This window comes from Allobosea sp. LjRoot9 (assembly GCF_964252745.1).
GTDB lineage: Bacteria > Pseudomonadota > Alphaproteobacteria > Rhizobiales > Beijerinckiaceae > Allobosea.
This window is the reverse complement of sequence record NZ_CAXUPC020000001.1, coordinates 1,290,933-1,314,246: the sequence shown is the minus strand read 5'-3', so window position 1 is coordinate 1,314,246 and position 23,314 is coordinate 1,290,933. Positions and strand designations below refer to the sequence as shown.

Sequence of the window (23,314 nt, the reverse complement as noted above, 5' to 3'; positions counted from 1 at the left end):
AAGGCCATGGTCCGGGATGGAACTCGCCAGGCTGAAGGCGTTGATCGATCTGGTCTCGCGCTCGCGGATTTCCGAACTGGAGATCACGGAAGCGGGCGAGCGTATCCGCATCAGCAGATCGTCGCCGCTGTCCGCGTCGCCTGAGACGCCTCGTTCCACCGAGCCACGACATGAGCCGGCGGCAGAATCCCGGCACCTGGGCGGCGCTATGGAGGCCCGGGTCGAGACGGACGGCCACATCGTCGTCGCGCCGATGTTCGGCATCTTCCATCGCGCGCCTTCGCCCGATTCAGCGCCTTTCGTGGAGATCGGTCAGGCGGTCGAGCTGGGCCAGAAGCTTTGCATCATCGAGGCCATGAAGACCTTCAACACGATTGGTTCGGACGTAGCCGGAACGGTCGCCGAAATCCTTGTCGAGAGCGGGCAGGAGATCGAGGCCGGCCGCCCCTTGCTGCGGATCGCGCCATGATGGGCGCGAGCGCCATGCGACGCGGTTTGGCCGCCGAGCCGAGGCAGGCCCATGTTCGATAATGTCCTGATCGCCAATCGCGGCGAGATCGCGCTGCGCATCCTGCGCGCTTGCCGAGCGCTCGGGCTCAAGACGATCGTCGCCCATTCCGAGGCCGATCGTGACGCCCGCTATGTCGCCCTTGCCGATCAGGCCATCTGCATCGGCCCTGCCGCGGCACGCCTCAGCTATCTCAGCCCGGCAGCGCTCCTGCTCGCAGCGGAAGCGACCGGTGCGCAGGCGATCCATCCCGGCTATGGCTTTCTCTCGGAGAATGCGGGTTTCGCCGAGCAGGTCGAAGCCGCTGGCTTGAGCTTCATCGGTCCGACGGCCGCCTCGATCCGCATCATGGGCGACAAGGTCGCCGCTAAACGGGCCATGCGCGAGGCGGGGGTTCCCTGTGTCCCGGGTCCCGACACCGCCTTGCCGGATGATGCCGGGGAGATCGCCGCCATCGCCGCGGAAATCGGCTACCCCGTCATCGTCAAGGCGGCCGGCGGCGGCGGTGGGCGCGGCATGCGTGTCGTGCGCGTGCCGGGCGAGCTCGCGGAAGCCATCGCCGTGACCCGCGAGGAGGCGCAGCGCGGCTTCGCCAATCCCGAGATCTATATCGAGAAATTCCTCCAACATCCCCGTCATGTCGAGATCCAGGTGCTGTGCGACCAGCATGGCACGGCGCTGTGGCTGGGCGACCGCGACTGCTCCCTGCAGCGCCGCAACCAGAAGGTCGTCGAGGAAGCTCCGGCGCCGGGCATCGCGCGCGATCTGATCGGCCGGATCGGGGAGGCCTGTGTCGAGGCCTGCCGCCGGATCGGCTATCGCGGGGTCGGAACCTTCGAGTTCCTCTATGAGGACGAGGCGTTCTATTTCATCGAGATGAACACGCGGCTGCAGGTCGAGCATCCCGTGACGGAGATGACGACCGGGCTCGATCTCGTTTGCGAGCAGATCCGGGTCGCGCGCGGTGAGCGCCTGATCTTGAAGCAGTCCGAGATCCGGTTGTCGGGACATGCGATCGAATGCCGGATCAACGCCGAGGACCCGGAGAGTTTTTCAGCCTCTCCTGGCCGCGTCACACGCTGGGATCTGCCCGGTGGGACCGGCGTGCGCATCGATACGCATGTCGTCGCGGGCTACGTCGTGCCGCCCCATTACGATTCCCTGATCGCCAAATTGATCGTCCATGGTGCAACGCGGGAGGAGGCGTTGATCCGCGCCCGCATCGCCTTGTCCGAGATGAATGTCGAAGGGATCAGCACAAACATTCCGCTCCATCGCGAGATCCTCGAAGATGCGGATTTCGTCGCCGGCGGGGTCGATATTCATTTTCTGGAAAAGCGACTGGCGCTGCGCCAGCGCGGGGCGAGGCGGCCATGATGGAGATCGCCGAGATCGAGCAATTGGTGCGCTGGCTGGAAGAGGCCGATCTCGATTCCATCGAGATTGAAGGACCCGGGCATGGCCTGCGGTTGAGGCTGCAGCGCGACGCGGGCTCGGCTTCCGCCGGCGAGCAGTCCGCTAATTTGGAGCCGCCGCAGGACGATGCGGCGGAGATCGTGACGGCTCGGGGCCCCGGCCAATTCCAGGATCGCCATCCCGCGCGCGAAAAACCGTTCGTGCGTGTCGGAGACAGCGTCCGCTCCGGCGACATCCTCGCCTTGGTCCGGACCGGGCCGGTCTACGCGCCGGTCACCGCGCCGCGCGACGGCCGCGTCGAGCAGGTCTTCGCGGCGGCCGGCGATCTGGTCGGTTTCGGATCGCCGCTGTTCCGGATTCGATAGCGGCCCTCGAGCCGCTGGCGGGCCGCCAGAGCGTTTTCGAACGAAGTGGATGCCGGTTCGCGCAAAAAATCGCGTTAAAACAAAGCGATATAGCTGTTTTATGATCCAACTTGATCGGAAGCTGCTCTAGCTTGGCCGCCGAACCTCAAGCCCGCTGTCAGCGCAGCCCGCCGCAGAACTCCTGGATGCGGCGGCAGCCTTCGCGCAGGCTTTCCGTGTCGGTCGCATAGGACACCCGGAAATAGGGGCTCATTCCGTAGGCCGAGCCCTGCACGGTCGCGACATGCTGTTCCTGGAGCAGGGCGAAGACGAAATCGGTGTCGGTCTCGATCTTGCGGCCGCCCTTGCTGGTCCTGCCGATACAGCCCGCGATGTTGGGGAAGACATAGAAGGCGCCTTCCGGCTTGTGGCAGAGAACGCCGGCCGCCTGGTTGAGCTGCTCGACCACGAAATCGCGCCGCTCGCGATAGATCTCCGCGCGCTCGACCAGCAGATCCTGTGGGCCATCCAGGGCGGCGATCGCGGCAGCCTGGGCGAGCGTGCAGATGCCGTTGGTTGCCTGGCCCTGCATGTTGTTCATCAGCGCGATCAGAGATTTCGGGCCGCCGCAGAAGCCGACGCGCCAGCCCGTCATCGCATAGGCTTTTGAGGCGCCGTTGACCGTCAGCACGCGCTCCTTCAGGCGCGGCTCGACCTCGGCGATGGTGCAGAATTCGAAGCCGTCATAGATCAGGTGCTCATACATGTCGTCGGTCAGGATACCGACATGGGGATGCTTCAGCAGGACATCGGCGAGGGCCTGCATCTCCGCGCGCGAACAGGCGGCGCCGGTCGGGTTGTTCGGAAAGTTCAGGATCAGCCATTTCGTCCTGGGCGTGATCGCGGCTTCCAGATCCTCAGGCCGCAGCTTGAACTGGTTGTTCTCGGGGCAGGGCGCCGCGACCGGCGTCGCCTGCGCGACCATGACCATGTCGGCATAGCTGATCCAGCCGGGGGCGGGGATCACGACCTCGTCGCCGGGATTGCAGGTCGCCATGATGGCGTCGAAGATGATCTGCTTGCCGCCATTGCCGATCAGGATCTCGTCCAGTTCGTAGTCGAGCCGATTGTCGCGCTTGAACTTGCGCTGGACTGCAGCCTTCAGCGCCTTCGATCCGTCCTGGGGCGGGTATTTGGTGTCGCCGGCCAGGGCCGCGTTGTGCGCAGCCTCGATCGCATGGGCGGGCGTGGCGAAATCCGGTTCGCCCGATGACAGGCTGATGATCTTCACGCCCTGGGCGCGCAATTCACGGGCCCGGTCCGTCATTGCCGCGGATGCGGAAATCTTGACGTTCTTGATGCGGTCTGCGGCTTCGAACATCGAGATTTCACCTCACTGGGATCCGGACGCGCATGCGCCGACCGGCCGGCCTCGCGGTATTTGAACCGCTGCGAGGATAGGGCGCGCGGCGATGCGCCGCTAAGACGGGTTCGTTCTGACGTCATAGCGCTTGCCTATGGCGCGGCCGTCGTCCGGGCATAAGGTCTCCCGGCTGGTCAAGGCGGTGGCTTGCATGAGCTTTTTGCCCAAGGGAGCGGCCGCAGGCCGTCGCACCGGGCTGGCTATGCTGCTTTCGTTGCCAACACGCTCAGATCCTCATCATCCCGGCATGGCGCAGCCATAAGCAGGGCCGATGACCCTAAACGAAGTTTGTCTTATCCGGGCCGGAGGGACGCGGATAAAAGCAAAGGGGCAGGGGCGAGCAGCTTATCAGCAGCCAAGGGACGCAGCTATCGGCGGCGGAGGCTCGGCCAGATCCTGCCGATGATCTCCGCGGCTGGTGCGCCGGCTCAGGGAAGACCGTTGACGGGCCGAGAGGGCCCGGTTTGAGCGTTTGGAACGACTAAAGACACCACGACGATCCGTTGACTCAGGAGACTGCTCCGGAATGACAGATGTCGCGCAAACGACCGCGCAAACGCCAGGCGACCTTGATGAGCGCTCTCCTTGGCGCCTCACTTTGTCCGTCGGTTTCCTGGCCTTGCCGATGCTGGCATTCCTGTCGATCTTCTTCTTCTACCCGGCCGCCAATCTGCTGTTCTACAGCTTCCTCTCGCAGGACGCGAAAGGCATCATCGGGCGGCCTTTCACCTTGTCGCACTATGTGCACATCGCCGAGGTCGATCTCTACCTGAAGGTGTTCTGGAACACGCTGCAGATCGCCTTCGTCACCTCGATCGTCGCCATCGTGATGGCCTATCCGGTCGCCATCGTGATGGTCAAAAGCAACCCGATCGTGAACCGCGTGATCAGCCTGATCGTGATCGCGCCGCTGATCGTCAGCGTCGTCGTCCGCGCCTATGGCTGGCAGCTCATCCTGGTCAATACGCCGACCGGATTGCTCAACTGGCTGCTGCTGACGCTGCGGATCATCAATGAGCCGCTAGAGCTGCTCTATACCAAGACGGCGGTCGTCATCGGCTCGCTGCACGTCTTCTTCCCGATGATGGTGCTGCCGCTGGCCTCGGCGCTCGGCAAGATCGATCCCAATCTGGAGGATGCGGCCAGGATGCTCGGCGCACCCTGGTGGAAGGTCTTCGCGCGGGTGACGCTGCCGCTGAGCATTCCAGGGCTCGTCGCGGGCTTCACCCTGGTCTTCTCGCTGACCGCGGGGTCTTTCGTCATCCCCGTCCTGCTCGGCGGTACCTCGTCGACGATGCTCGGCAACCTGATCGAGCAGCAGATCTTCGTCGTCTATGACTGGCCCTTCGGCGCCACGATCGCGGTCGTGCTCGTCATCGTGGTCTTCGCCATCAACGCCTTGTCCATGCGCATCCTCGAAGGGCGCCGCTTCCGGAGGATCGCCTCATGAGCGGCCGTCTCGAAGGCGTCGGAGCCTGGGTGCTCTACTGCGTCACCGCCGCGATGATGATCTTCATCCTTGCTCCGCTCCTGGTCGTGATGTCGGTCTCGGTCTCCGACAGCTATTTCGTGACCTTTCCGCCGCAGGGCTTCACCCTGAGCTGGTACGCCAAGGTCCTGCAGGACCGCGACTTCCTGGCGGCGCTCCAGCTCAGCGCCGTGCTCGCTTTCAGCACGACCATGGGTTCGCTTCTGCTGGGTGTCCCGGCCGCCTTCGCCCTGGTGCGCGGCAGTTTTCTCGGGCAGTCCTTCCTCAAGAGCCTGGTGCTCTCGCCCCTGGTCTTTCCCGCGCTCGTGACCGGCCTTGCCTTGCTGCAGCTGCTCTCCAGCTTCGGCTCGGGCGATGCGCGCCTGAACCTGTTGATCGGCCACATCGTCGTCACGGCGCCTTACGTGGTCCGGACGGTGGTCAGCAGCCTCCAGCTCATGGACATCAATCTGGAGGAGGCGGCCCGCACGCTCGGGGCGAGCCGGATGAAGACCTTCTGGCGCGTCACCCTGCCTCAGATCGCGCCAGGGGTGGCGGCGGGCTCGCTCTTCGCCTTCATGGTCTCCTTCGACAACTATCCGATCTCGATGTGGCTGGCGAACTCCGAATACAGCCCGGTTCCGCTCGTCCTGATGCGTCAGTTGGTGAACGTCTTCGACCCGTCGGTGCCGGCGATGTCGACGATCATCATCCTGCTTGCCGTGGTCGGCGTGCTGATCCTGGAACGCCTCGTGGGGCTGCGCCGCGCCGTCGCGATCTGACTGAGCAACACTGGAGTTCACCGACGAGGCCGACCCGTTCATCACCAATAAAAAAGGGGAATGCAGAACCATGACAATCGACCGCAGAACGCTCATCGCATCCGCCGCCGCCAGCGCCATCGTCATGCCGACGATCATCAGCCGGGCCTACGCCCAGGAGAAGCAGCTCCATATCGGCGTCTACAACTCGGCCCTGGGCAAACTCGTCCAGAAGGAAATCATCCCGGCCTTCGAGAAAGAGCATAAGTGCCGGCTCTTCACGATCGAAGGCGCGACCCTGTCCAACATCGCCGCGCTCCGGGCGACGCGCGCCACACCGAAATTCAGCGTCATGATGATGGACGATGTCGGCGTGCCGCAGGCCAAGCAGGAGGAGCTGATCGACAAGCTCGATCCGGCCAAGATTCCCAATCTCGCCAAGGTCTACAAGCGCTTCCTGTTCGAGGACAGCTACGGCGTCGGCTTCAACATCTCCAGCGCGGGGATGTTCATCAATCCGCAGAAGACGACCGGCCTGACGAGCTACGAGCAGATCTTCGATCCGAAATACCGCAAGCGCATCCTGCTCAACACGCCCAAGAACACGCAGAGCGTGCTCATGCTCATCGTCGCGACGGCGCTGGCGACCGGCAAGCCGCTCAAGGAAGCGCAGTATCTCATCGATCAGGGCTGGGACAAGCTCGCCCAGCTCAAGCCCAACGTGCTGACGATCTATGACAGCGAGGCGCTGGTCCTGATGGTGGCCCAGGGGCAGGCCGATATCGGCGGCATCGACTACTCCAAATCGATCTATCCGCATGCGGCCAAGGGCGTGCCGCTCGACATGGCGCCGCTGAAGGAAGGCTCCTTCACCGGCATCAACAGCCTGACGCTGGTCAGGAATGCGCCCGAGCCCGAGCTCGGCGCGGCTTTCATCAACCGCATGCTCGACCCTGCCGTGCTGGAGATGCTCTCCTCGCAGACTTTTGGCGCGCCCTCGGTGGCCGGGATCAACTTCAAGCCGGAGGTCGCCAAATATCTCGCCTATCCCGACACCAAGATGGACGAGATGGGCCTGTTCACGCCGGACTGGAACTTCATCATTCCCAAGCGTGCCAGCCTGCTCGAGCGCTACAACCAGGTCTTCAGCAGCTGACATGCCCCAGATGAAATCCGCGAATGTCCGGCTGGAAAAGCTCAACAAACACTATCATCGGGTGGTTGCGGTCGAGGACGTGTCGCTCACCATCGAGCCGGGCAGCATGGTTGCGCTGCTCGGCCCCAGCGGCTGCGGCAAGACGACGTGCCTGCGCATGATCGCCGGGCTGGTCCAGCCCAGCTCCGGCGAGATCTTCATCAATGAGCAGCGCGTCACGCGCGTGCCGGTGCATAAGCGCAATATCGGCATGCTCTTCCAGAACTATGCGCTGTTCCCGCATATGACCGTGGCCGAGAACATCGCCTTCGGCCTCGACATGCGCGGCGTCGGCAAGGTCGATGCCAGCAAGCGCGTGACCGGGGCGCTCGACCTCGTCCAGCTCGGCAAGTTCGGCGACCGGTTTCCGACCCAGCTCTCGGGTGGGCAGCAGCAGCGCGTCGCGCTCGCCCGCGCTTTGGTCATCGAGCCCGCCATGCTCCTGCTCGACGAGCCGCTCGGCGCATTGGACAAGGGGCTGCGGGAGAGCATGCAGGTGGAGCTGCGCGCGCTGCAGCGCCGTCTCGGGCTCACCACAGTCATGGTGACCCATGACCAGGACGAGGCGCTGACGATGGCGGACCGCATCGTCGTGATGCGCGACGGACGGCTGGAGCAGGTCGGCGGGGCCACAGAGATCTATCAGAAGCCGGCTTCACGCTTCGTCGCGACCTTCCTTGGCGCATCGAACCTGTTCAGCGGCAAGGTCGAGACGCGCGACGGGGCAGGGGCACTGGTTTCCGTTGCGGATGGTTTCGGCCTGCTCGTCGATGGACTGCCCAATGAGGCTCGGGAGGCGACCGTCTCCGTGCGCCCCGAGGCCATCGTCGTCGAGCCTCTGGGCAATGGAGTGCCCCGGGCGGAAACGCCCAACAGCGTGGTCGCGACCATCGATCAGGTCGTCTATCGCGGCTTCATCAATCACTATTACCTGAAGCTGCACAGCGGTTCCGAGATCATCGCCTATCAGCAGAACCGGACCAGCGAAGGCGCGAGTTCCTTCGCCCCCGGCGACAAGGTCATCGCCCGATGGGACACATCGAGCAACCATGTCCTGCCCAATGGCTGATCGCATGATGCGCTTGCGCCATGCCGGCGCGCTCCAGAGCGCGCCGCGATGCCCGCATAAGCAATGGGTCTTGGCCGTTCCGCCGCTCCGCAGCGCAAAGCAGGGCGACGCCCGACAAGCCCGGCCGGGGCAGCACCGCCACCTGGGCCGTTTCGTTCTGGAGATGCCGTTTCCGTGTCGCTGGACCTGACGATCGCCACAGCTGCCGACGAGGCGCCTCTCGCGCCGGCTGAAGAGCTGCCCAAGCTCAGCAATATCGGAACGCGCGCGCTCATCATCGAGGCGCCGGGCGCGTTCGACCTGCTGCAGCAGCGGCGCATCCTGGCGCTGGCTGATGAGGTGGCCACCTGGCCAGGCGTGGTGGAGGTGGTTCCCGGCGTCACCAATCTGATGGTGATATTCGCCGAGCCCCCGCGCGATCTCCAGGCCTGCCGGCGCGCGCTTGCCGAGGCCTGGCGGCGTCTGCCACCGAAGCAGCTGGCCAGCCGCGTGATCAAGATCCCCGTCATCTATGGCGGTGAGCTCGGCTCGGACCTCGCCGCCGTCTGCGCCTATTCCGGCCTATCGCGGGAGGAGGTCATCCGCATCCACAGCAGCAGCACCTACACCGTCTGCTGCCTCGGCAGCTCTCCCGGATTCGGCTATCTGCACGGTCTCGATCCCAAGATCTTCATGCCGCGCAAGACCGTGCCGTCTCTGCGCATGCTGGCGGGCACGGTGACGATCGGCGGCATGCAGGCCGGGGTCTCGGTCTCGACCGGGCCCAATGGCTGGAACGCGATCGGCTTCACCGCGGTGTCGATGTTCGATCTGGCACGCGACACTCCGGCCTTGCTGGCGCCTGGCGACATCCTTCGCTTCACCGTCGAGAGAGTCGAGCCGTGATCGAGGTTCTCTCCACCTTCGCGCTCAACACCGTGCAGGATCTCGGGCGCTTCGGCTCCCGCCATCTCGGCGTCAGCACCTCCGGGGTGATGGACCCGCTTGCCCTGACGGTCGGCAATATCCTGCTCGGGAACCCCGACGATGCGGCCGGCATCGAAATCCAAACCTTCCCGTTCGAGCTGCGCTTCCAGGCCGACACCGCCTTCGCCGTGACCGGGTCGGACTGCACCGCGACATTGGACGGCCGCCTGCTGCCGCCCTGGTGGACCACTCCTGCGAAGGCCGGGCAGGTGCTGAAGCTGCATCCGCCTTTGAGAGGCGCGCGCAGCTATCTGACGCTTTCCGGCGGCGTCGACGTGCCCATCATACTCGGCTCCCGCAGCACGCATCTGCGCAGCGAATTCGGCGGCTTCCTGGGGCGAGCCTTGTCGAAGGGCGATGTCGTCGGAACCGCAGGTGAAGCCGGCGGGCCAGCTCGGCCGCAGCCCGACGAATTCGGGGCCGAGCCCGCCGACATCGCGCTGCCACCGGGCGCACCCGGCGAGACCGAGCCGAGCGACGACGCATTGCCGGTCAGGGTTCTGCGCGCGGGCGAATACGAACTCTTCCCGCAGGAGGCCCGCCAGCGCTTCTGGAGGACGGCCTGGAAGATCACCCATCAGAGCGACCGCGCCGGCTACCGGCTGGGCGGCGAACCCTTGAAGCTCGCATCCCGCGTAGAGATGCGCTCCTACGGTATCGTCGCCGGCGTGGTTCAGGTGCCGCCCTCCGGAGAGCCCATCATCCAGCTCAGCGATGCCAACACCGCGGGCGGCTATCCGAAGATCGCCGGCGTCATCGAGGCCGATCTCTGGCGCCTGGCGCAGGCTCGGATCGGCAGTTCCATCCGCTTCGTCGACACGAGCTATGACGATGCCGTCGCCGCAATGGCGCCGGTGAACGCCTATCTCGCGCAGGTTCGCCGGGTGGTCGAACTCTACCGGCGCCGGCCGCGCTAACCGCTGTGCGACGACTGCGCGACCAAGAGAACGAGGAACGCGAAGATGAAGATCGATCTCAATTCCGACATGGGCGAGGGCTTCGGGCCCTACAGGATCGGCGATGACGAGGCGCTGATGGAGATCGTTTCTTCAGCCAATGTCGCCTGCGGCTTCCATGCCGGCGACCCGGTCATCATGGATCGCACCGTGCGATCAGCCAAGGCGCGCAAGGTCGGCATCGGCGCCCATCCGGGCCTGCCGGATCTGATGGGCTTCGGCCGTCGCATCATCCAGATGGACAGCGCCGAGCTGGAGAAGCACCTCGTCTACCAGATCGGCGCCCTGCAGGGCATCGCCGCGGCGGCAGGTCACAAGGTGACCCATGTCAGCTATCACGCCGCGCTCGGGAACATGGCGACCGCCGACAAGGATGTCGCGGATGTGCTCGCGCGCGCCATCGCCGCCATCGACCGCGACCTTATCGTGTTCTCGATGCCGGATACGGAGGTGGAGCGCGCGGCCGAGCGCGCGGGCCTACGTGTCCTGACGCTGTTCCTCGCGGACAGGGCCTATGACGAGCATGGCGAACTGGTCTCGCGCAAGCGCCCGAATTCAGTGATCACCTCGCCGGACGAGGTCGCCGCACGGGTGCGGCAATTCCTCGACGACGGCACGGTGACGACGATCGAGGGCAAGCGCCTCAAGATACGCGCGAGATCCATCCTGGTGCACAGCGACACGCCGGGCTCGACACAGCTTGCTCGGACCGTCCGTGCCACGATCGAGGCGGGCGGTGGCACCGTGGCCCCTGCGACCGAGATCCTGGCTTGATCTGCCTGGCCTTATACCGGGCGAGATAGCGGGTCCGTTCCTTAAAGCATTTTCGAACGAAGTGGATACCGGTTCGCGTGAAGAAAACGCACTAAAACAAAGAGCTAGAGCTGTTTAATGATCCAATTTGATCGAAAACGGGCTCTAGCCGGGCCGATCGATGGCCGCGCTCCGGCTCGTTCCATCCCGCATCGCGTCAGGTGCAGACCCATTCGCGCACCGCGCATTGCGTGCCTGTCCGCTCGCAGGCCTGCACGGCCTGATCCTCGGCCTCCCGGCGCGTCGGCGCCGCCTTTGCGCTCCAAGGCCTGACCCGGTCGCTCGTGATGCGGTCGTCCCTGTCCTTGGCGACGCCCCGGTGTGAGACGCTTGCGATGCGTTTTGAAGGATTGGAGGAAGAACGTCTCTGCCCCATGGCTTGACTTCGCAGGCAGGTATGTTCTCACTACGTTCGCTTTTTTTGGGAACGCAGTCGATGTGGTCGCAGCCGCTTGAAAAGACCGAATTGGAGGTTTCGGAGCAGGAAATCGACGACGTCCTGGCCGAATTCAACGGGGATGCCCGGACAGCGATTCGAGCCCTGCTGCATGATCAGGCTGAGTTGATCCGGGACGCGCAGCAGGCAGTATCGCGCGGCTTCATCCGCGGCGTGTTCTCGGCTGGCGCCCGACGCCTGGACGTTGAGGACGAGGTCTGATGGTCCAGAGAACCAAGCGCGGCACGTCGACGGCGTTCGCTTCGAACGGCGTGCCGGCGAGGGCGGGCTGGAATAGATGAACGCCATAACCCCGATCTCCTATCTGGACACGCTGAACCCCGCGCAACGTCGCGCCGTCATTCACGGCGTCGGTTCCCTTTTCGCTTCCCCGCTTCTTGTTATCGCGGGTGCCGGCTCGGGCAAGACCAACACGCTCGCCCATCGCGTGGCGCATCTGATGGTCAGCGGCGTCGATCCACGCCGCATTCTGCTGATGACCTTCTCCCGTCGCGCGGCCGCGGAGATGGCAAAGCGCGTCGAGCGGATCGCCCGGAAGGTGCTTGGCGATGGCGCCGGCGTCCTGGCGGACGCGCTGACATGGGCCGGCACCTTCCACGGGATCGGCGCGCGCCTGCTGCGTGACTATGCCGACCAGATCGGGCTCGATCCTGCCTTCACGATCCATGACCGCGAGGACGCCGCCGACCAGATGAACCTCGTCCGGCACGAGCTCGGCTTTTCCAAGACCGAGACACGCTTCCCGACGAAGGCGACATGTTTGGCGATCTATTCGCGCTGCGTGAATGCGGAGATGCCGATCGAGGATGTCCTTGGCCGATCCTTCCCCTGGTGCGTGGCCTGGGCGGCAGAGCTGCGGGACCTGTTTGCGGCCTATGTCGAGGCCAAGCAGAACCAGAACGTGCTCGATTACGACGACCTGCTGCTCTATTGGGCCCAGGTCATGGCCGACCCTGACCTCGCCGCCGATATCGGCGGGCGCTTCGATCACGTCATGGTCGACGAGTATCAGGACACCAACCGGCTCCAGTCCTCGATTCTGCTCGCGATGAAACCAGGAGGCCACGGGCTCACCGTCGTCGGGGATGATGCCCAGTCGATCTATTCCTTCAGGGCCGCGACGATCCGCAACATCCTCGACTTCCCCGCGGCCTTCTCGCCTCCGGCCGAAATCATCACGCTCGATCAGAACTACCGCTCAACCAGCGCCATCCTGGCAGCAGCCAATGGCGTCATCGACCTGGCCGCCGAGCGCTTCACCAAGAATCTCTGGACCGATCGGGCAGCCGGCGCGGCGCCGCAACTCGTCAATGTGCGTGATGAGGCCGATCAGGCTCGCTTCATCGCCGAGCAGGTGCTGGAGAACCGCGAGGCGGGATCCACGCTGAAGCAGCAGGCCGTGCTCTTCCGGGCGTCTCATCACAGCGGCCCGCTGGAGATCGAATTGACCCGGCGCAACATCCCTTTCGTCAAGTTCGGCGGTTTGAAGTTCCTCGATGCGGCCCACATCAAGGATGTGCTCGCCTTGTTACGCTTCGTCGAGAATCCGCGCGACCGGGTCGCCGGCTTCCGCATCCTGCAGCTTCTGCCCGGCGTCGGGCCGACCTCGGCACAGCGCGTGCTGGACCACATGGCCCGAGCCTGCGACCCCATCGAGGCGCTGCATGATGCTCCCGCGCCGCCGCGCGCTGGCGAGGACTGGCAAAGTTTCCAGACCGCCGTCGCCGAGCTGCGTTCGGGCGGCTGTGGCTGGCCTGCTGAGATCGGGCGCGCGCGGCTCTGGTACGAGCCCCATCTGGAGCGCATCCATGAAGACGCCTCGACACGACAAGCCGACCTTATCCAGCTCGAGCAGATCGCCGGAGGCTATTCCTCGCGAGAGCGCTTCCTGACCGAACTCACGCTCGATCCGCCTGACGCGACCAGCGATCAGGCCGGAGTGCCGCTGCTTGACGAGGACTACCTGATCCTTTCGACGATTCATTCTGCCAAAGGCCAGGAGTGGAAATCGGTTTTCGTCATGAACGTCGTCGATGGTTGCATTCCGATCGATCTCGGTGTCGGTACGTCCGAGGAGATCGAGGAAGAGCGGCGGCTGCTCTACGTCGCAATGACGCGGGCCAAGGACGATCTGCATCTCGTCGTGCCGCAACGTTTCTTCACCCATGGCCAATCATCGACCGGCGACCGCCACGTCTATGCGAACCGGACGCGGTTCATTCCCAACGGCCTGCTCGGGCATTTCGAGGGCTGCGTCTGGCCGCGCATCGCTGCGGGAGACGCCGGCCGGACAGCCAGCAATGGACCGAGGATCGATGTGCGTGCGCAAATGCGGGGCATGTGGCGATAATCGGACAGTTAACCCGGCTTGCAGCATCGATACGCCCCGGCCGAGAAATTCCGTCACATAATTCTCGTGAACCAACCTCAACGCGATGTCCGGGTATTGACGAGCTCACGCAAGCGCGTGGGCATGGCCCGGCCAATCGTCGACCGGGCCAAAGCTTTCCATACGTCAGAACTGGCTTTCCACGTGTCAGAATTGGCTTCCCACGCGTCAGAACATATGGAAAGGCGGCTTGGCGTCGTCTGGCAGGAGCGGCTTATAGGGTGTCCGGACAAGGCGCTCAGCGAAGTCGGCCTTGGCTTTTTCCAGCAAGCCCGGTTCGACGAGCGCGTCCACGGCGACGCCCGCCATGACCTTGGCAACGTGAACCATGCCTTTGTGCGCCAGCGGCGATTGACCATGGGCCGTCAGCTGCCAGGAATGCCCGGGCGTGCCGATCGTATAGGTCGCGCCGCGCGCCTGGACCGTGGGAACGGCCCAGGAGACATCGCCGACATCGGTCGAGCCCATCATCCGCGGTCCCGGCACCTCCCTGGGTGCGATCGCGTTGCACAAGGGGAAATCCGTCACCGGCAGCCCCGAGCGGCGAAAGGCGCTTTCGATATGCGCGGGCGTCACGGTCTTCTGCATGCGCCGGGCGAAGGCGACGTCATCTGCATCGAAAGGAGGCGGGCCGAGCCGATCGAAGTTGCGCTGCATCGCATCTTCCAGGGGCGTGTTCGCCAGCAGGCTGCTCATCGCGCTGACGACTTCGCTGGTGACGGTCGTCTCCGTCATCAGCGCCGCGCCTTCAGCGATTTTCCGGACGCGGGCGATAAGCTCATGGACCTGTGAGACCATCGTCGCGCGCACGACATAGCGCAGCCTGGCCTTGGCCTGCACGACGTTGGGCGCGATGCCGCCGGCATCCAGATAGGCATAGTGAATGCGGGCGTCCGACGGCATATGCTCGCGCATGTAGTTGACGCCGACATTCATCAACTCGGCGGCATCGAGCGCCGAACGGCCGAGATGCGGCGCGGCGGCGGCATGCGAGGCGCGACCGGAGAACTCGAAATCGAGCGTCGTATTGGCCAGGGATATGGCTGCCGTCACCGCCGCGAAATCGGCCGGATGCCATGAAATGGCGATGTCGACGTCCTTGAAGGCACCGTCCTTGACCATGAACGCTTTGCCTGCCCCGCCTTCTTCGGCCGGGCAGCCATAATATCGGACGCGGCCCTTGAGCCCACGCTCCGCGAGGAAATCCTTGACCGCCGCAGCCGCCAGCATGGCGCCGGCACCGAGCAGGTTGTGGCCGCAGCCATGGCCGGCCGGCTGGTTGGGAAGCGGTTGATGCTCGGACACGCCAGGCGCCTGCGAAAGCTCCGGCAGCGCGTCGTACTCCCCGAGGATGGCGATCACCGGCCCGCCTTCGCCCGCTTCGCCCATGACGGCGGTCGGCAAACCGGCAATGCCCGTCTCCACGCGAAATCCCTCGCGCCGAAGCTGCTCGGCATGGGCTGCAGCCGACTTGACCTCGCGGTAGTTGAGCTCGGGCATCTCAAAGACGCGGTCGCTGAGCTCGATATAGTCCGCCTGCTTTGAATCGACGATCGTCCAAATCTTATCGGTATTCTGCACAGCCTTCTCCCGAGATTACGGTCGCGCCCGTAGCTCTTTGATCTTCCATCGGCTTCTTCCGAAAACTGCATTACATTTTTCGGGCCGATGCTCTAGGTGTTCAGCGCAGGGTCGGGTCGAGGCGGTCGCGCAGCCAGTCGCCGACGAGGCTGACGGCGAGAGTGGTCAGCACGATGGTCGAGGCCGGCGCCAGCATGATCCAGGGCGCGCGGGTGAGATACTCGCGACCATAGCCGACCATGTTGCCGAGAGACGTCATCGGTGGCTGCACGCCGAGCCCCAGGAAGGAGAGGCCGCTTTCGAGCAGGATGACCTCGGGAAAGGTCAACGTCATCGAGACGATCAGCGTCGAGGCGATGTTGGGCAAGATATGCTTGAGATAGACCCGCGTCGGTGACGCTCCGATCTGGCGCACCGCTCCAGCATAACCCTGTGCGCCCGCCGAGATGGCGAGGCCGCGCGCGATGCGAGCATAGCGCTCCCAGCCATAGAGCCCCATCAGGCCGATGAGGAGCGGCAGCGCATTGCCGAAGAAGGCCAGCACCGAGAGCGCCAGGATCAGGAACGGCATCGCAGCCTGGAAATCCGCCAGCATCAAGACGAACTGCTCGACCAGTCCACGGAAATGCGCGGCGAGGAAGCCCATCAGCGTGCCCAGAACCGCCGAGATGATGGTGGCTCCGAAGGCGACGAGCAGCGAGATACGGATCGAGACTATCAACCGCGAGAGCACGTCGCGGCCGAGTTCGTCGGTGCCGAGCCAGTGCAGCGGATGGAAGGGGACAGCCAGCCGGTTGCGCAAGTCATAGGCCGTGAAGCGATAGGGCGTGATCCAGTCGGCGGCGAGCGCGACGACGATGATGATGGCGATCCAGACCAGGCCGAACCAGACGAGCAAGGGGATGCGTTGCCTGCGCCTTGGCGCTGCCTTTTCGGCCGGGACGGCAAGAACGGAGTTGGCAGCCGCGATGTCGGCCATCTCAATGCGCTCCCGCCTTGGCACCATTGCGCAGGCGTGGGTCGAGCACGCCATAGAGTAGGTCGACGATCAGATTGGCACCGACCATGGTCATCGCGACCAGCAAGAGGATGCATTGCACCACAGCCAGGTCGCGGTTCGAGACCGCCACCACCAGGAGCCGTCCAACGCCAGGCCACGAGAACACGCTCTCGACCACGACGGCACCAGCGATCAGGCTGCCGACCATGAAGCCGACGACCGTGACGGTTGGCACCGCCGCATTGGGCAAAGCATGGCCGCGCACCACGGCTGCCCAGGGCACGCCCTTGGCGCTGGCGGTGCGGATATAGGACTGGCCGAGCACCTCCAGCATGGCGCTGCGGGTGAAGCGTGCAAGCACGGCTGCGCCGCCGATGCCGAGCGTCAGAACAGGCAGAATGCCGTGGCGCCAGCTGTCCTGCCCACCCGAGGGCAGCCAACCGAGCTGAACCGAGAAAATCAGCACCAGCACGAGGCCAAGCACGAAGCTCGGCACCGTGAAGCCCGCCACCGCCGTCACCATGACGATACGATCCATCAGGCTGTCGCGGTGAAGCGCGGCATGGATGCCGGCGGGAATGCCGATGCAGAGCTTGAGCGCCAGCGCCGGCAAGGTGAGTGCCAGGGTTGCCGGGATGCGCTCCAGCACGAGCTGGATCGCCGGCCTGCCATCGCGCATCGACTGGCCGAGCTCGCCCCGGCCGATGGCGGAGAAGTAGCGCAGATATTGCAGCCAGATCGGATCGTCGAGGCCCCATGCCTTGCGGAAGGCGGCGATGGCCTCGGGCGGAGCATCGACGCTCATGATGATCAGGGCGGGATCGCCCGACATCCGCAGCACGACGAAGGCGAAGGTGACGACCAGCGCCACCGTCAGCGCGGCGCGGGCGAGTCGGGTCAGGAAGAAGCGCAACATCAGCTTGCAGCCTTCAGGAAATTGGCCTGATCATGCGCGACATGGCAAGCGGCCAACCGCCCGTCCGGCAGCGGCATGAGCTTCGGGCTTTCGGCCTTGCAGCGCTCGCGCACGGCGTGGCAGCGCGGGTGGAAAGCGCATCCAGAAGGGCGTGCCGCAGGGTTCGGCGGGTCGCCCTGCAAGACGATGCGCGGCCGGGCGCGCCTGCCTGGCACCGGGGAGGCCGAGACGAGCGCCTCGGTATAGGGATGCGCCGGGTTCGACAGCAGAAGATCGGCCTCGCCCTCTTCGACGATGCGGCCGAGATACATCACCGCGACGCGGTGGCTGACCTGGCGCACGACCTTGAGATCATGGCTGATGAACAGCATGCCGAGACCCAGCTCCTGCTGGATATCGACCAGCAAGTTGACGACTTGCGCCTGGATCGAGACATCGAGCGCCGAGACTGGTTCGTCGCAGACCAGGAGGTCGGGCTTAGTGGCGAGCGCGCGCGCAATCACCGCGCGCTGGCGCTGGCCGCCAGAGAGTTCATGAGGATAGCGCGCACCCTGGTCCGAGCGCAGGCCGACCGATTGCAGGAGGGCCAGTGCCATGGCGTCGCGGCCGCTTGGGTCGCCAATGCGGTGAATGTCGTAAGGCTCTCGGACCTGCTCCAGGATCGACAGCCGCCGGTCGAGCGCGCCGAGCGGATCCTGGTAGATCATCTGCATGCGAGCACGCATCACGCGCCAGGCCGGGCTTCCGCTGGGTGGGATTGCCGTGCCGTTGAACAGCACATCGCCGTCATCGGACGGCTCGAGGCCAAGCGCCAGACGCCCGATGGTAGATTTACCCGAGCCGGACTCGCCGACCAGCCCCAGCGTTCTGCCGCGCTCGACCGTGAGGGAGACGCCGTCCACGGCTCGGACATCGACCGAGCGACCGAGCAGGCCCTGGCGCATCGCATAGCGCCGCGCGACACTCCGCGCCTGGAGAAGCGGCGGGGCGTTCATGCGAAGACGGGCTCCGTCTGGCGCTGCGGCTGGACGAGTGGCGGCGTGCGAATGCAGGCGGCGAGACGGCCAGGCGCCTTCAGGTCGAGCGGTGGCAGGCGCATCTCGCAGGCATCGACCCGACATGGGCAACGCGGCGCGAACGAACAGCCAGGTGGCAGGTTCCAAGGCTCGGGCACATTGCCTTCGATGGGATCGAGCCGGCGGCGCACGCCCTCCAGCGGCGGCAGCGCCGCCAGCAGGCCCTGCGTATAGGGATGCAGCGGCTGCGCGAAGAGCGCGTCGGATTGCGCTGTCTCGATGATCCGGCCGACATACATCACGCAGACGCGGTCGCAGGTCTGCGAGATCACGCCGAGATCATGGCTGATCAGGACCAGAGCCATGTTGGTCTCGCGCCGGATCAGCGTCAGCAGTTCGAGGATCTGCGCTTGAATCGTCGCATCGAGCGCGGTGGTTGGTTCGTCCGCCACCAGAAGGTCGGGTTCGCCGGCGAGCGCCATGGCGATCATGACGCGCTGGTTCTGGCCGCCCGAAAGCTCATGGGGAAAGGCGTCGAGCCGGCGCGCCGCGTCGGGAATGCCGACGAGATCGAAGAGGCGCTTGGCTTCCGCGCGGATCGCGCCGCCCGAGAGCCCGCGATGCAGCGCCAAAGCTTCGCCGACCTGTTTGCCGAGTTTGATGACGGGGTTCAGCGCGCTCGCCGGGTCCTGAAAAATCATGGCGATGCGGCCGCCGCGGGTGGCGTCAAGCAAGGCCGGCTCCGCATTGATCAGTTCGCAGCCCTCCAGCGTGACGCTGCCGGTGACATCCGCCTTCTTCGGCAGAAGGCCGAGCGCGGCGAGCCAGGTCACCGACTTGCCGCAGCCGGATTCGCCGACGAGCCCGACGGCCTCGCCACGTTCCACGGTGAGGTCGATACCATGCAGCACCTTGACCCCGTCGAAGGCGACCGCGAGATCGCGGATCGCGACGAGCGGGCTCTGGTTGCCCCTGCCGGCTTGCGCGCTCATGAGCGGATCCCGCCCCAGCTGCCCGATCGGAAGTCCATCACGATGGACTGCGCCGCCCTCCATGGGATGATCGAGGGGTGTGTTTCGGTCTGTCCGATGGCGAAACGCGACAGCGCCAAGGCGGCGCGAGAGCCCGCGGCGAGAGCCAGGGCATGGCGGCGAGAGAGAGCGGTCATCGGCAGATCTCTTCGAAGCGTCCAAAAAGAAAACGGCGCGACCGATCAGGTCGCGCCATGCGTGGTCTCGCGGCTCAGCTTCGTCCGCCCCAATTCTCGGCGCGGAAGTCCATGGCGAAGGCCGGCGAGGCCTTCCAAGCGAGTGCTTTCGGCTTGGCCGTAAAGGTCGCGTTCTGGTGCAGCACCGTATAGGCGGGATCCTCGCGCTCGGCGATTTCCAGCATGCGGCGGAAGGCGGCCTTGCGGCGGGCCCGGTCGGTCGATGTTTCCAGCTCGACCGAGAGCTTGTTCAGCTCGTCATTGGTCCATTCGCCGACCTGCTGCTGCTGGCCGTTGGGACCGTGCTGGCTGACGAGCGACGAGACGGGATCGTTGAAGGGCGCCGAGTTCGACCAGTCGCGCACGGCGCGCGTCGGGGTGCGCTCGAGGATCTGCTGCCAGTTTTCCTTGACCTGGATCTCGACGTTGAGCCCTGCCTCCTTCCACATCTCGACCAGGATCTGCGCGGTGGCGGTCTGGTTGGTGTAGTAGTTGTTGAGCAGCCGGTAGGGGATCGGATCGCCCTTGTAGCCCGACTGCTTCACCAGATCCTTGGCGACCTTGAGGTCGAAGGCCGGCACCGACCAGTCGGCGATGAACATGTCACCGTAATAGGGCCACTGTAGACCCTTCGGGATCGAGGTCCGGCCGGCCCAGAGCGAGTCGACGATGGCCTGCCGATCGATGGAATGCGTCATCGCGCGGCGCACCAGCGGGTTGACGAGTTGCGGATGGTTCTTGTCGAACACCGTCAGGCGGTGGTTCAGGATCGTGCCGCCCTGGACCTCGAAGGCCGGGTTCTTCTCGATCTGCGCAATCTGATCGGGCGGGATGTCGCAGGCGAACTGATACTGGCCCGACAGCAGCCCGTTGATGCGCGAGGCCGTCTCCGGCACCTCGACGAAGCGGATCGACTTCAGCGGCGGGCGGCCGCCCCAGTATTCATCATGGGCTTCGAGCAGCAGCGACACGTCGGGGCGATATTCGGCGACGCGGTAGGGGCCGGTGGTGACCGGCTTTGAGGCCCAGTCGCTATAGGTCTTGGCTTCCTCGAAGGCGCGGCGGTTCATGATCTCGCTGCCGAAACGCGAGATGCGGCCTTCCAGCGTTACGTCAGGCGTGCCGTTGACGAAGCGCACGGTGTATTTATCGACGACCTCGATGCCGAGCAGGGCCGGCCAGGCGCGGCGCGCCACGGCCGGGACTTCGGCAGGCAGTTCCTTGGAGGCGCGACCGCCGCCGACGGTGAAATCGGCCGAGATCGTCTTGCCGGCGCTCGGCTTGGTGTCGCCGAACATGCGCTCCTTGCCGAAGGAGAAGACGACGTCCTCGGCTGTCAGTTCATCGCCATTGTGGAACTTGACGCCCTGACGAAGCTTGAGCTCGACGGTCCTGTCGTCGATGCGCTTCCATTCGGTCGCGAGGCCGGGCACCGGCTCGAGATTGCCGGTCCAGTTCTTGCCGATCAGACTTTCCCAGATCGAGGAGAAGAAAATCCGCTCGCCGACATTGGACTGCTCGCGCAGCACGTCGAGCAGGTTTGTGTTCGAGATCTTCTGGACCGCGACGGTGATCGAGGGCCGGTTGTCGGCCTGCGCGATCGCGAAGCGCGACGGCAGGATGAGGGCTGAACCGCCGAGCGCTATTGCGCTGCGGCGCGTGAGGGAGCCGACCATGACTGGTCTCCTGTTTCGGTTGCGTTGGGGGCGCGCTCCTCGAGCCCGCGCGGGCTGGAGCGGAAATGGGTCAGCGTCCGGTCGGCATGGGTCAGCCGCCAGGACAGCGCCTTCTGGGCGTAGTCGCGCACGAGCGCCGCATAGCCTGCGTCTTCCGCCAGATTGACGAACTGGTTGGGGTCGCGCGCCAAGTCGAAGAACAGCGGCGGCAGCGCGGCGAAGTGGACGTATTTATAGTTCTCGTCCTGCACGACGCAGAGGCTGGACTCATCCATGCCGAGTCCGAGTACTTTCTCAGGCTGCGAGTAATGCACGTCGCGGAAATCGTATTCGTAATGCAGTTCGGTGCGCCAGTCGGGTGGGCGGACACCCTGGGTGAAGGGCATCACCGAGCGACCATCGCAGGCGCGGGGCGCCTCGCCGCCGAGCCAATCAAGGATCGTCGGCATCACATCGACGCTCTCGGTGAATGCCTCCTCGACCGTGCCGCGACGGCCTTCGGCTGCGGCTGGATCCTTGACGACGAGCGGAATGCGGAAGCTCTCGTCATGGAAGCCGATTTTGCCAAGCAGGTGATGGTCGCCGAGCTGCTCGCCATGATCTGAGGTGAAGACGACCAGCGTGTCGTCCCACTGTCCGGTCTCGTCGAGATAGGCGAAGACCTGACCGAGGCAGTCGTCGATCTCGCTTATCAGGCCGCAATAGGTTGCGCGCATCTGCCGGATCTCGGCCTCGTCGAGCGTGGCGCCCGAGCCTTCCGCGCCATGGAAGAACGAGCCGCGCCCGATCGCATCGACATAATATTTGACCAGCGGGTGCTGGGCGCCCTCGGCCTCGGGCGACTCGGCCCGGATCGGCGCGGGCATGTCCTGCGCCCGGTACATGTCGTGATAGGGCGCCGGCGCAACGAAGGGCGGGTGCGGCCGGTAATAGCCGAGATGCAGGAAGAACGGTTTGCCGGCGCGGCCCTTGAGATAGGTCAGTGCGCGCTCGGTGAAGAAGGACGAGTCGGAGAGTTCCTTGGGAATGCGCGCGGGTCGTTCGGTTGCACCCGGAACAGCGTCTTCGCCTTCGGGCAGCCAGATATCCTCGCGATTGGGCGGCAGCTCGAAACCGTTCTGGGCTACCCAGCCGAAATAGCCGTCCATGTTCGGCTCGAAAGCGCCCACGGAACGGAAGCCGTCCATCAGGTCGCCGAGCACGAGGAAGCGCGGATCCTGCTTCGCGGTCGAACGCGGATCGGGCGTCGTCGTGGTGTAGCCGATCAAGGCTGGATCGTAACCAATCTCGCGCAGGGCCTTGCCCAGGTTGAAATGGCGCTGGTCGAGCGGCACCGTGTTCTGCACGGCGCGATGATTCATCAGATAGAGGCCGGTCAGCAGGCTCGCGCGCGCCGGGCCGCAGGGCACGCAGGCCGTGACGTGGTTGGCGAAGGTGACGCCCTCGGCGCAAAGCCGGTCGAGATTGGGCGTCCGAAGAAATGGCGCCTGCCCACGCGCCCGCAGCAGATGCGGCACGAAATCGGCGCGCCATTGATCGACGACGATGAGCAGAACGTTGCGACGTTTCATTCAAGGCTCCTCCAATCCCATCTCGCTATGGGCTGCGGATGACGGTTGGATGAACCATCGGGCCGGTCGCCCTGTCACTCGACAGAGTGCGCCAGTCTCATTCGGCGCCTTCCGAGGCCGAGCGCCTGCAAAGGATGCGGATCGCGCTCGCGCCCGGCGTGCCCGAGCAGGTCAAGGCCGAATTCACGGCTCGCGCCAGGATCTGCCTGCTCGAAGGCTATGGTTCGACCGAGACCGCCCGGCAAGCCGGGCGTCGCGTATCACTATCGCGGCAACGCTATGCACAGGCAGGTGCATGCCACGCGATCGCGCAAGCTCATGAAGGGAGGTGTACTTCGCTCGAAACTGATCGACCGTCTGGCGCCCGACAGAAGCATACGGGCATCGGTTAAGTGGATTGACGGCGCGCTCTGTCGGCAGAATGCCATTCCGTACCAGGGCACGGACGACCTCGTCGGAGACGCTACGCGGTCAGCTTAGCGAGGAGGCACATGATCGATGGATCCATACCGGCGTCATCTCGAACGATGCCGTCAGCGCTCGAAGACGACAAAAATTCATCCGAGCATTGCGGTGAGGCAT

Annotated in this window: 21 protein-coding genes; 12 read left to right on the top strand and 9 right to left on the bottom strand. The window is 64.9% G+C overall.

Annotated elements, in window-relative coordinates; all coding sequences use genetic code 11:
• Nucleotides 1-16: 16 nt before the first annotated feature.
• Genes accB through ACSQ3P_RS06175 form a run of 3 tightly spaced genes read left to right on the top strand, consistent with a single transcriptional unit; the run spans nt 17 to nt 2,289 of the window.
• Complete coding sequence (gene accB / locus ACSQ3P_RS06185; RefSeq protein ID WP_436164702.1) at nt 17-469, top strand: acetyl-CoA carboxylase biotin carboxyl carrier protein; 453 nt, start codon at nt 17-19, stop codon at nt 467-469.
• A 51-nt stretch (nt 470-520) separates the two neighbouring features.
• Nucleotides 521-1,885, top strand: a complete 1,365-nt coding sequence (accC, locus tag ACSQ3P_RS06180) for an acetyl-CoA carboxylase biotin carboxylase subunit (RefSeq protein WP_436164701.1) — start codon at nt 521-523, stop codon at nt 1,883-1,885.
• Entirely contained in the window at nt 1,882-2,289 is a 408-nt protein-coding gene (locus ACSQ3P_RS06175) for an acetyl-CoA carboxylase biotin carboxyl carrier protein (RefSeq protein ID WP_436164700.1), read from the top strand. Before accC ends, ACSQ3P_RS06175 begins: the two co-directional genes overlap by 4 nt.
• Nucleotides 2,290-2,446: 157 nt before the next feature.
• Here ACSQ3P_RS06175 and ACSQ3P_RS06170 read toward each other — a convergent pair whose 3' ends face one another.
• Entirely contained in the window at nt 2,447-3,649 is a 1,203-nt protein-coding gene (locus ACSQ3P_RS06170; RefSeq protein WP_436164699.1) for a pyridoxal phosphate-dependent aminotransferase, read from the bottom strand.
• Between the two features lie 640 nt (nt 3,650-4,289).
• Between ACSQ3P_RS06170 and ACSQ3P_RS06165 the strand changes: the two genes are divergently transcribed.
• The 7 genes from ACSQ3P_RS06165 to ACSQ3P_RS06135 all read left to right on the top strand — a co-directional run bounded on the left by ACSQ3P_RS06165 (nt 4,290) and on the right by ACSQ3P_RS06135 (nt 10,880).
• Nucleotides 4,290-5,141: an ABC transporter permease gene (locus tag ACSQ3P_RS06165; protein ID WP_436164698.1), complete on the top strand. Its 852-nt coding sequence runs from the start codon at nt 4,290-4,292 to the stop codon at nt 5,139-5,141.
• Nucleotides 5,138-5,941 carry an ABC transporter permease gene (locus tag ACSQ3P_RS06160; RefSeq protein WP_436164697.1) on the top strand — a complete coding sequence of 268 codons (804 nt, stop codon included), beginning with the start codon at nt 5,138-5,140 and terminating at the stop codon, nt 5,939-5,941. Before ACSQ3P_RS06165 ends, ACSQ3P_RS06160 begins: the two co-directional genes overlap by 4 nt.
• Before the next feature lie 70 nt (nt 5,942-6,011).
• Nucleotides 6,012-7,076 (top strand): extracellular solute-binding protein, encoded by a 1,065-nt coding sequence (locus ACSQ3P_RS06155; RefSeq protein WP_436164696.1) that lies wholly within the window; start codon nt 6,012-6,014, stop codon nt 7,074-7,076.
• Between the two features lies 1 nt (nt 7,077).
• Nucleotides 7,078-8,184, top strand: coding sequence for an ABC transporter ATP-binding protein (locus tag ACSQ3P_RS06150; protein ID WP_436164695.1), 1,107 nt, complete (start codon nt 7,078-7,080; stop codon nt 8,182-8,184).
• A 180-nt stretch (nt 8,185-8,364) separates the two neighbouring features.
• Complete coding sequence (gene pxpB / locus ACSQ3P_RS06145) at nt 8,365-9,069, top strand: 5-oxoprolinase subunit PxpB (protein ID WP_436165171.1); 705 nt, start codon at nt 8,365-8,367, stop codon at nt 9,067-9,069.
• On the top strand, nt 9,066-10,067 hold the full coding sequence (locus ACSQ3P_RS06140) for a biotin-dependent carboxyltransferase family protein (protein WP_436164694.1): 1,002 nt from the start codon (nt 9,066-9,068) through the stop codon (nt 10,065-10,067). Before pxpB ends, ACSQ3P_RS06140 begins: the two co-directional genes overlap by 4 nt.
• A gap of 45 nt (nt 10,068-10,112) precedes the next feature.
• On the top strand, nt 10,113-10,880 hold the full coding sequence (locus ACSQ3P_RS06135) for a LamB/YcsF family protein (RefSeq protein ID WP_436164693.1): 768 nt from the start codon (nt 10,113-10,115) through the stop codon (nt 10,878-10,880).
• A 196-nt stretch (nt 10,881-11,076) separates the two neighbouring features.
• Here the strand turns inward: ACSQ3P_RS06135 and ACSQ3P_RS06130 are convergent, their stop codons facing one another.
• Nucleotides 11,077-11,295 carry a hypothetical protein gene (locus ACSQ3P_RS06130; protein ID WP_436164692.1) on the bottom strand — a complete coding sequence of 73 codons (219 nt, stop codon included), beginning with the start codon at nt 11,293-11,295 and terminating at the stop codon, nt 11,077-11,079.
• 60 nt (nt 11,296-11,355) lie between these two features.
• Here ACSQ3P_RS06130 and ACSQ3P_RS06125 point away from each other — a divergent pair, with 60 nt between their 5' ends.
• Nucleotides 11,356-11,577: a hypothetical protein gene (locus tag ACSQ3P_RS06125; RefSeq protein ID WP_436164691.1), complete on the top strand. Its 222-nt coding sequence runs from the start codon at nt 11,356-11,358 to the stop codon at nt 11,575-11,577.
• Nucleotides 11,578-11,653: 76 nt separating this feature from the next.
• Nucleotides 11,654-13,726: an ATP-dependent helicase gene (locus ACSQ3P_RS06120; protein WP_436164690.1), complete on the top strand. Its 2,073-nt coding sequence runs from the start codon at nt 11,654-11,656 to the stop codon at nt 13,724-13,726.
• Nucleotides 13,727-13,933: 207 nt separating this feature from the next.
• Here ACSQ3P_RS06120 and ACSQ3P_RS06115 read toward each other — a convergent pair whose 3' ends face one another.
• From ACSQ3P_RS06115 to pehA, 7 genes are all read right to left on the bottom strand, one after another.
• Nucleotides 13,934-15,346: a M20 family metallopeptidase gene (locus tag ACSQ3P_RS06115; RefSeq protein ID WP_436164689.1), complete on the bottom strand. Its 1,413-nt coding sequence runs from the start codon at nt 15,344-15,346 to the stop codon at nt 13,934-13,936.
• A gap of 100 nt (nt 15,347-15,446) precedes the next feature.
• Nucleotides 15,447-16,325, bottom strand: coding sequence for an ABC transporter permease (locus ACSQ3P_RS06110; RefSeq protein ID WP_436164688.1), 879 nt, complete (start codon nt 16,323-16,325; stop codon nt 15,447-15,449).
• A gap of 1 nt (nt 16,326) precedes the next feature.
• Nucleotides 16,327-17,262, bottom strand: a complete 936-nt coding sequence (locus tag ACSQ3P_RS06105; protein ID WP_436164687.1) for an ABC transporter permease — start codon at nt 17,260-17,262, stop codon at nt 16,327-16,329.
• On the bottom strand, nt 17,262-18,257 hold the full coding sequence (locus ACSQ3P_RS06100; RefSeq protein WP_436164686.1) for an ABC transporter ATP-binding protein: 996 nt from the start codon (nt 18,255-18,257) through the stop codon (nt 17,262-17,264). The genes ACSQ3P_RS06105 and ACSQ3P_RS06100 overlap by 1 nt, the downstream gene beginning before the upstream one ends.
• Nucleotides 18,254-19,270 (bottom strand): ABC transporter ATP-binding protein, encoded by a 1,017-nt coding sequence (locus ACSQ3P_RS06095; RefSeq protein ID WP_436164685.1) that lies wholly within the window; start codon nt 19,268-19,270, stop codon nt 18,254-18,256. Before ACSQ3P_RS06095 ends, ACSQ3P_RS06100 begins: the two co-directional genes overlap by 4 nt.
• Before the next feature lie 250 nt (nt 19,271-19,520).
• Nucleotides 19,521-21,161: an ABC transporter substrate-binding protein gene (locus ACSQ3P_RS06090; RefSeq protein ID WP_436164684.1), complete on the bottom strand. Its 1,641-nt coding sequence runs from the start codon at nt 21,159-21,161 to the stop codon at nt 19,521-19,523.
• Complete coding sequence (gene pehA / locus ACSQ3P_RS06085; protein WP_436164683.1) at nt 21,128-22,732, bottom strand: phosphoric/sulfuric ester hydrolase PehA; 1,605 nt, start codon at nt 22,730-22,732, stop codon at nt 21,128-21,130. Before pehA ends, ACSQ3P_RS06090 begins: the two co-directional genes overlap by 34 nt.
• Nucleotides 22,733-23,314: the final 582 nt, after the last annotated feature.

Bases quoted from the DNA above. Each gene is read 5' to 3' on its own strand.
- pehA (WP_436164683.1), bottom strand. From the start codon at position 22,732: ATGAAACGTCGCAACGTTCTGCTCATCGTCGTCGATCAATGGCGCGCC.
- ACSQ3P_RS06155 (WP_436164696.1), top strand. From the start codon at position 6,012: ATGACAATCGACCGCAGAACGCTCATCGCATCCGCCGCCGCCAGCGCC.
- ACSQ3P_RS06175 (WP_436164700.1), top strand. From the start codon at position 1,882: ATGATGGAGATCGCCGAGATCGAGCAATTGGTGCGCTGGCTGGAAGAG.
- ACSQ3P_RS06100 (WP_436164686.1), bottom strand. From the start codon at position 18,257: ATGAACGCCCCGCCGCTTCTCCAGGCGCGGAGTGTCGCGCGGCGCTAT.
- ACSQ3P_RS06135 (WP_436164693.1), top strand. From the start codon at position 10,113: ATGAAGATCGATCTCAATTCCGACATGGGCGAGGGCTTCGGGCCCTAC.
- accB (WP_436164702.1), top strand. From the start codon at position 17: ATGGAACTCGCCAGGCTGAAGGCGTTGATCGATCTGGTCTCGCGCTCG.
- ACSQ3P_RS06095 (WP_436164685.1), bottom strand. From the start codon at position 19,270: ATGAGCGCGCAAGCCGGCAGGGGCAACCAGAGCCCGCTCGTCGCGATC.
- ACSQ3P_RS06090 (WP_436164684.1), bottom strand. From the start codon at position 21,161: ATGGTCGGCTCCCTCACGCGCCGCAGCGCAATAGCGCTCGGCGGTTCA.
- ACSQ3P_RS06160 (WP_436164697.1), top strand. From the start codon at position 5,138: ATGAGCGGCCGTCTCGAAGGCGTCGGAGCCTGGGTGCTCTACTGCGTC.
- ACSQ3P_RS06125 (WP_436164691.1), top strand. From the start codon at position 11,356: ATGTGGTCGCAGCCGCTTGAAAAGACCGAATTGGAGGTTTCGGAGCAG.
- ACSQ3P_RS06110 (WP_436164688.1), bottom strand. From the start codon at position 16,325: ATGGCCGACATCGCGGCTGCCAACTCCGTTCTTGCCGTCCCGGCCGAA.
- ACSQ3P_RS06130 (WP_436164692.1), bottom strand. From the start codon at position 11,295: ATGGGGCAGAGACGTTCTTCCTCCAATCCTTCAAAACGCATCGCAAGC.
- accC (WP_436164701.1), top strand. From the start codon at position 521: ATGTTCGATAATGTCCTGATCGCCAATCGCGGCGAGATCGCGCTGCGC.
- ACSQ3P_RS06105 (WP_436164687.1), bottom strand. From the start codon at position 17,262: ATGTTGCGCTTCTTCCTGACCCGACTCGCCCGCGCCGCGCTGACGGTG.
- ACSQ3P_RS06120 (WP_436164690.1), top strand. From the start codon at position 11,654: ATGAACGCCATAACCCCGATCTCCTATCTGGACACGCTGAACCCCGCG.
- ACSQ3P_RS06150 (WP_436164695.1), top strand. From the start codon at position 7,078: ATGCCCCAGATGAAATCCGCGAATGTCCGGCTGGAAAAGCTCAACAAA.
- ACSQ3P_RS06170 (WP_436164699.1), bottom strand. From the start codon at position 3,649: ATGTTCGAAGCCGCAGACCGCATCAAGAACGTCAAGATTTCCGCATCC.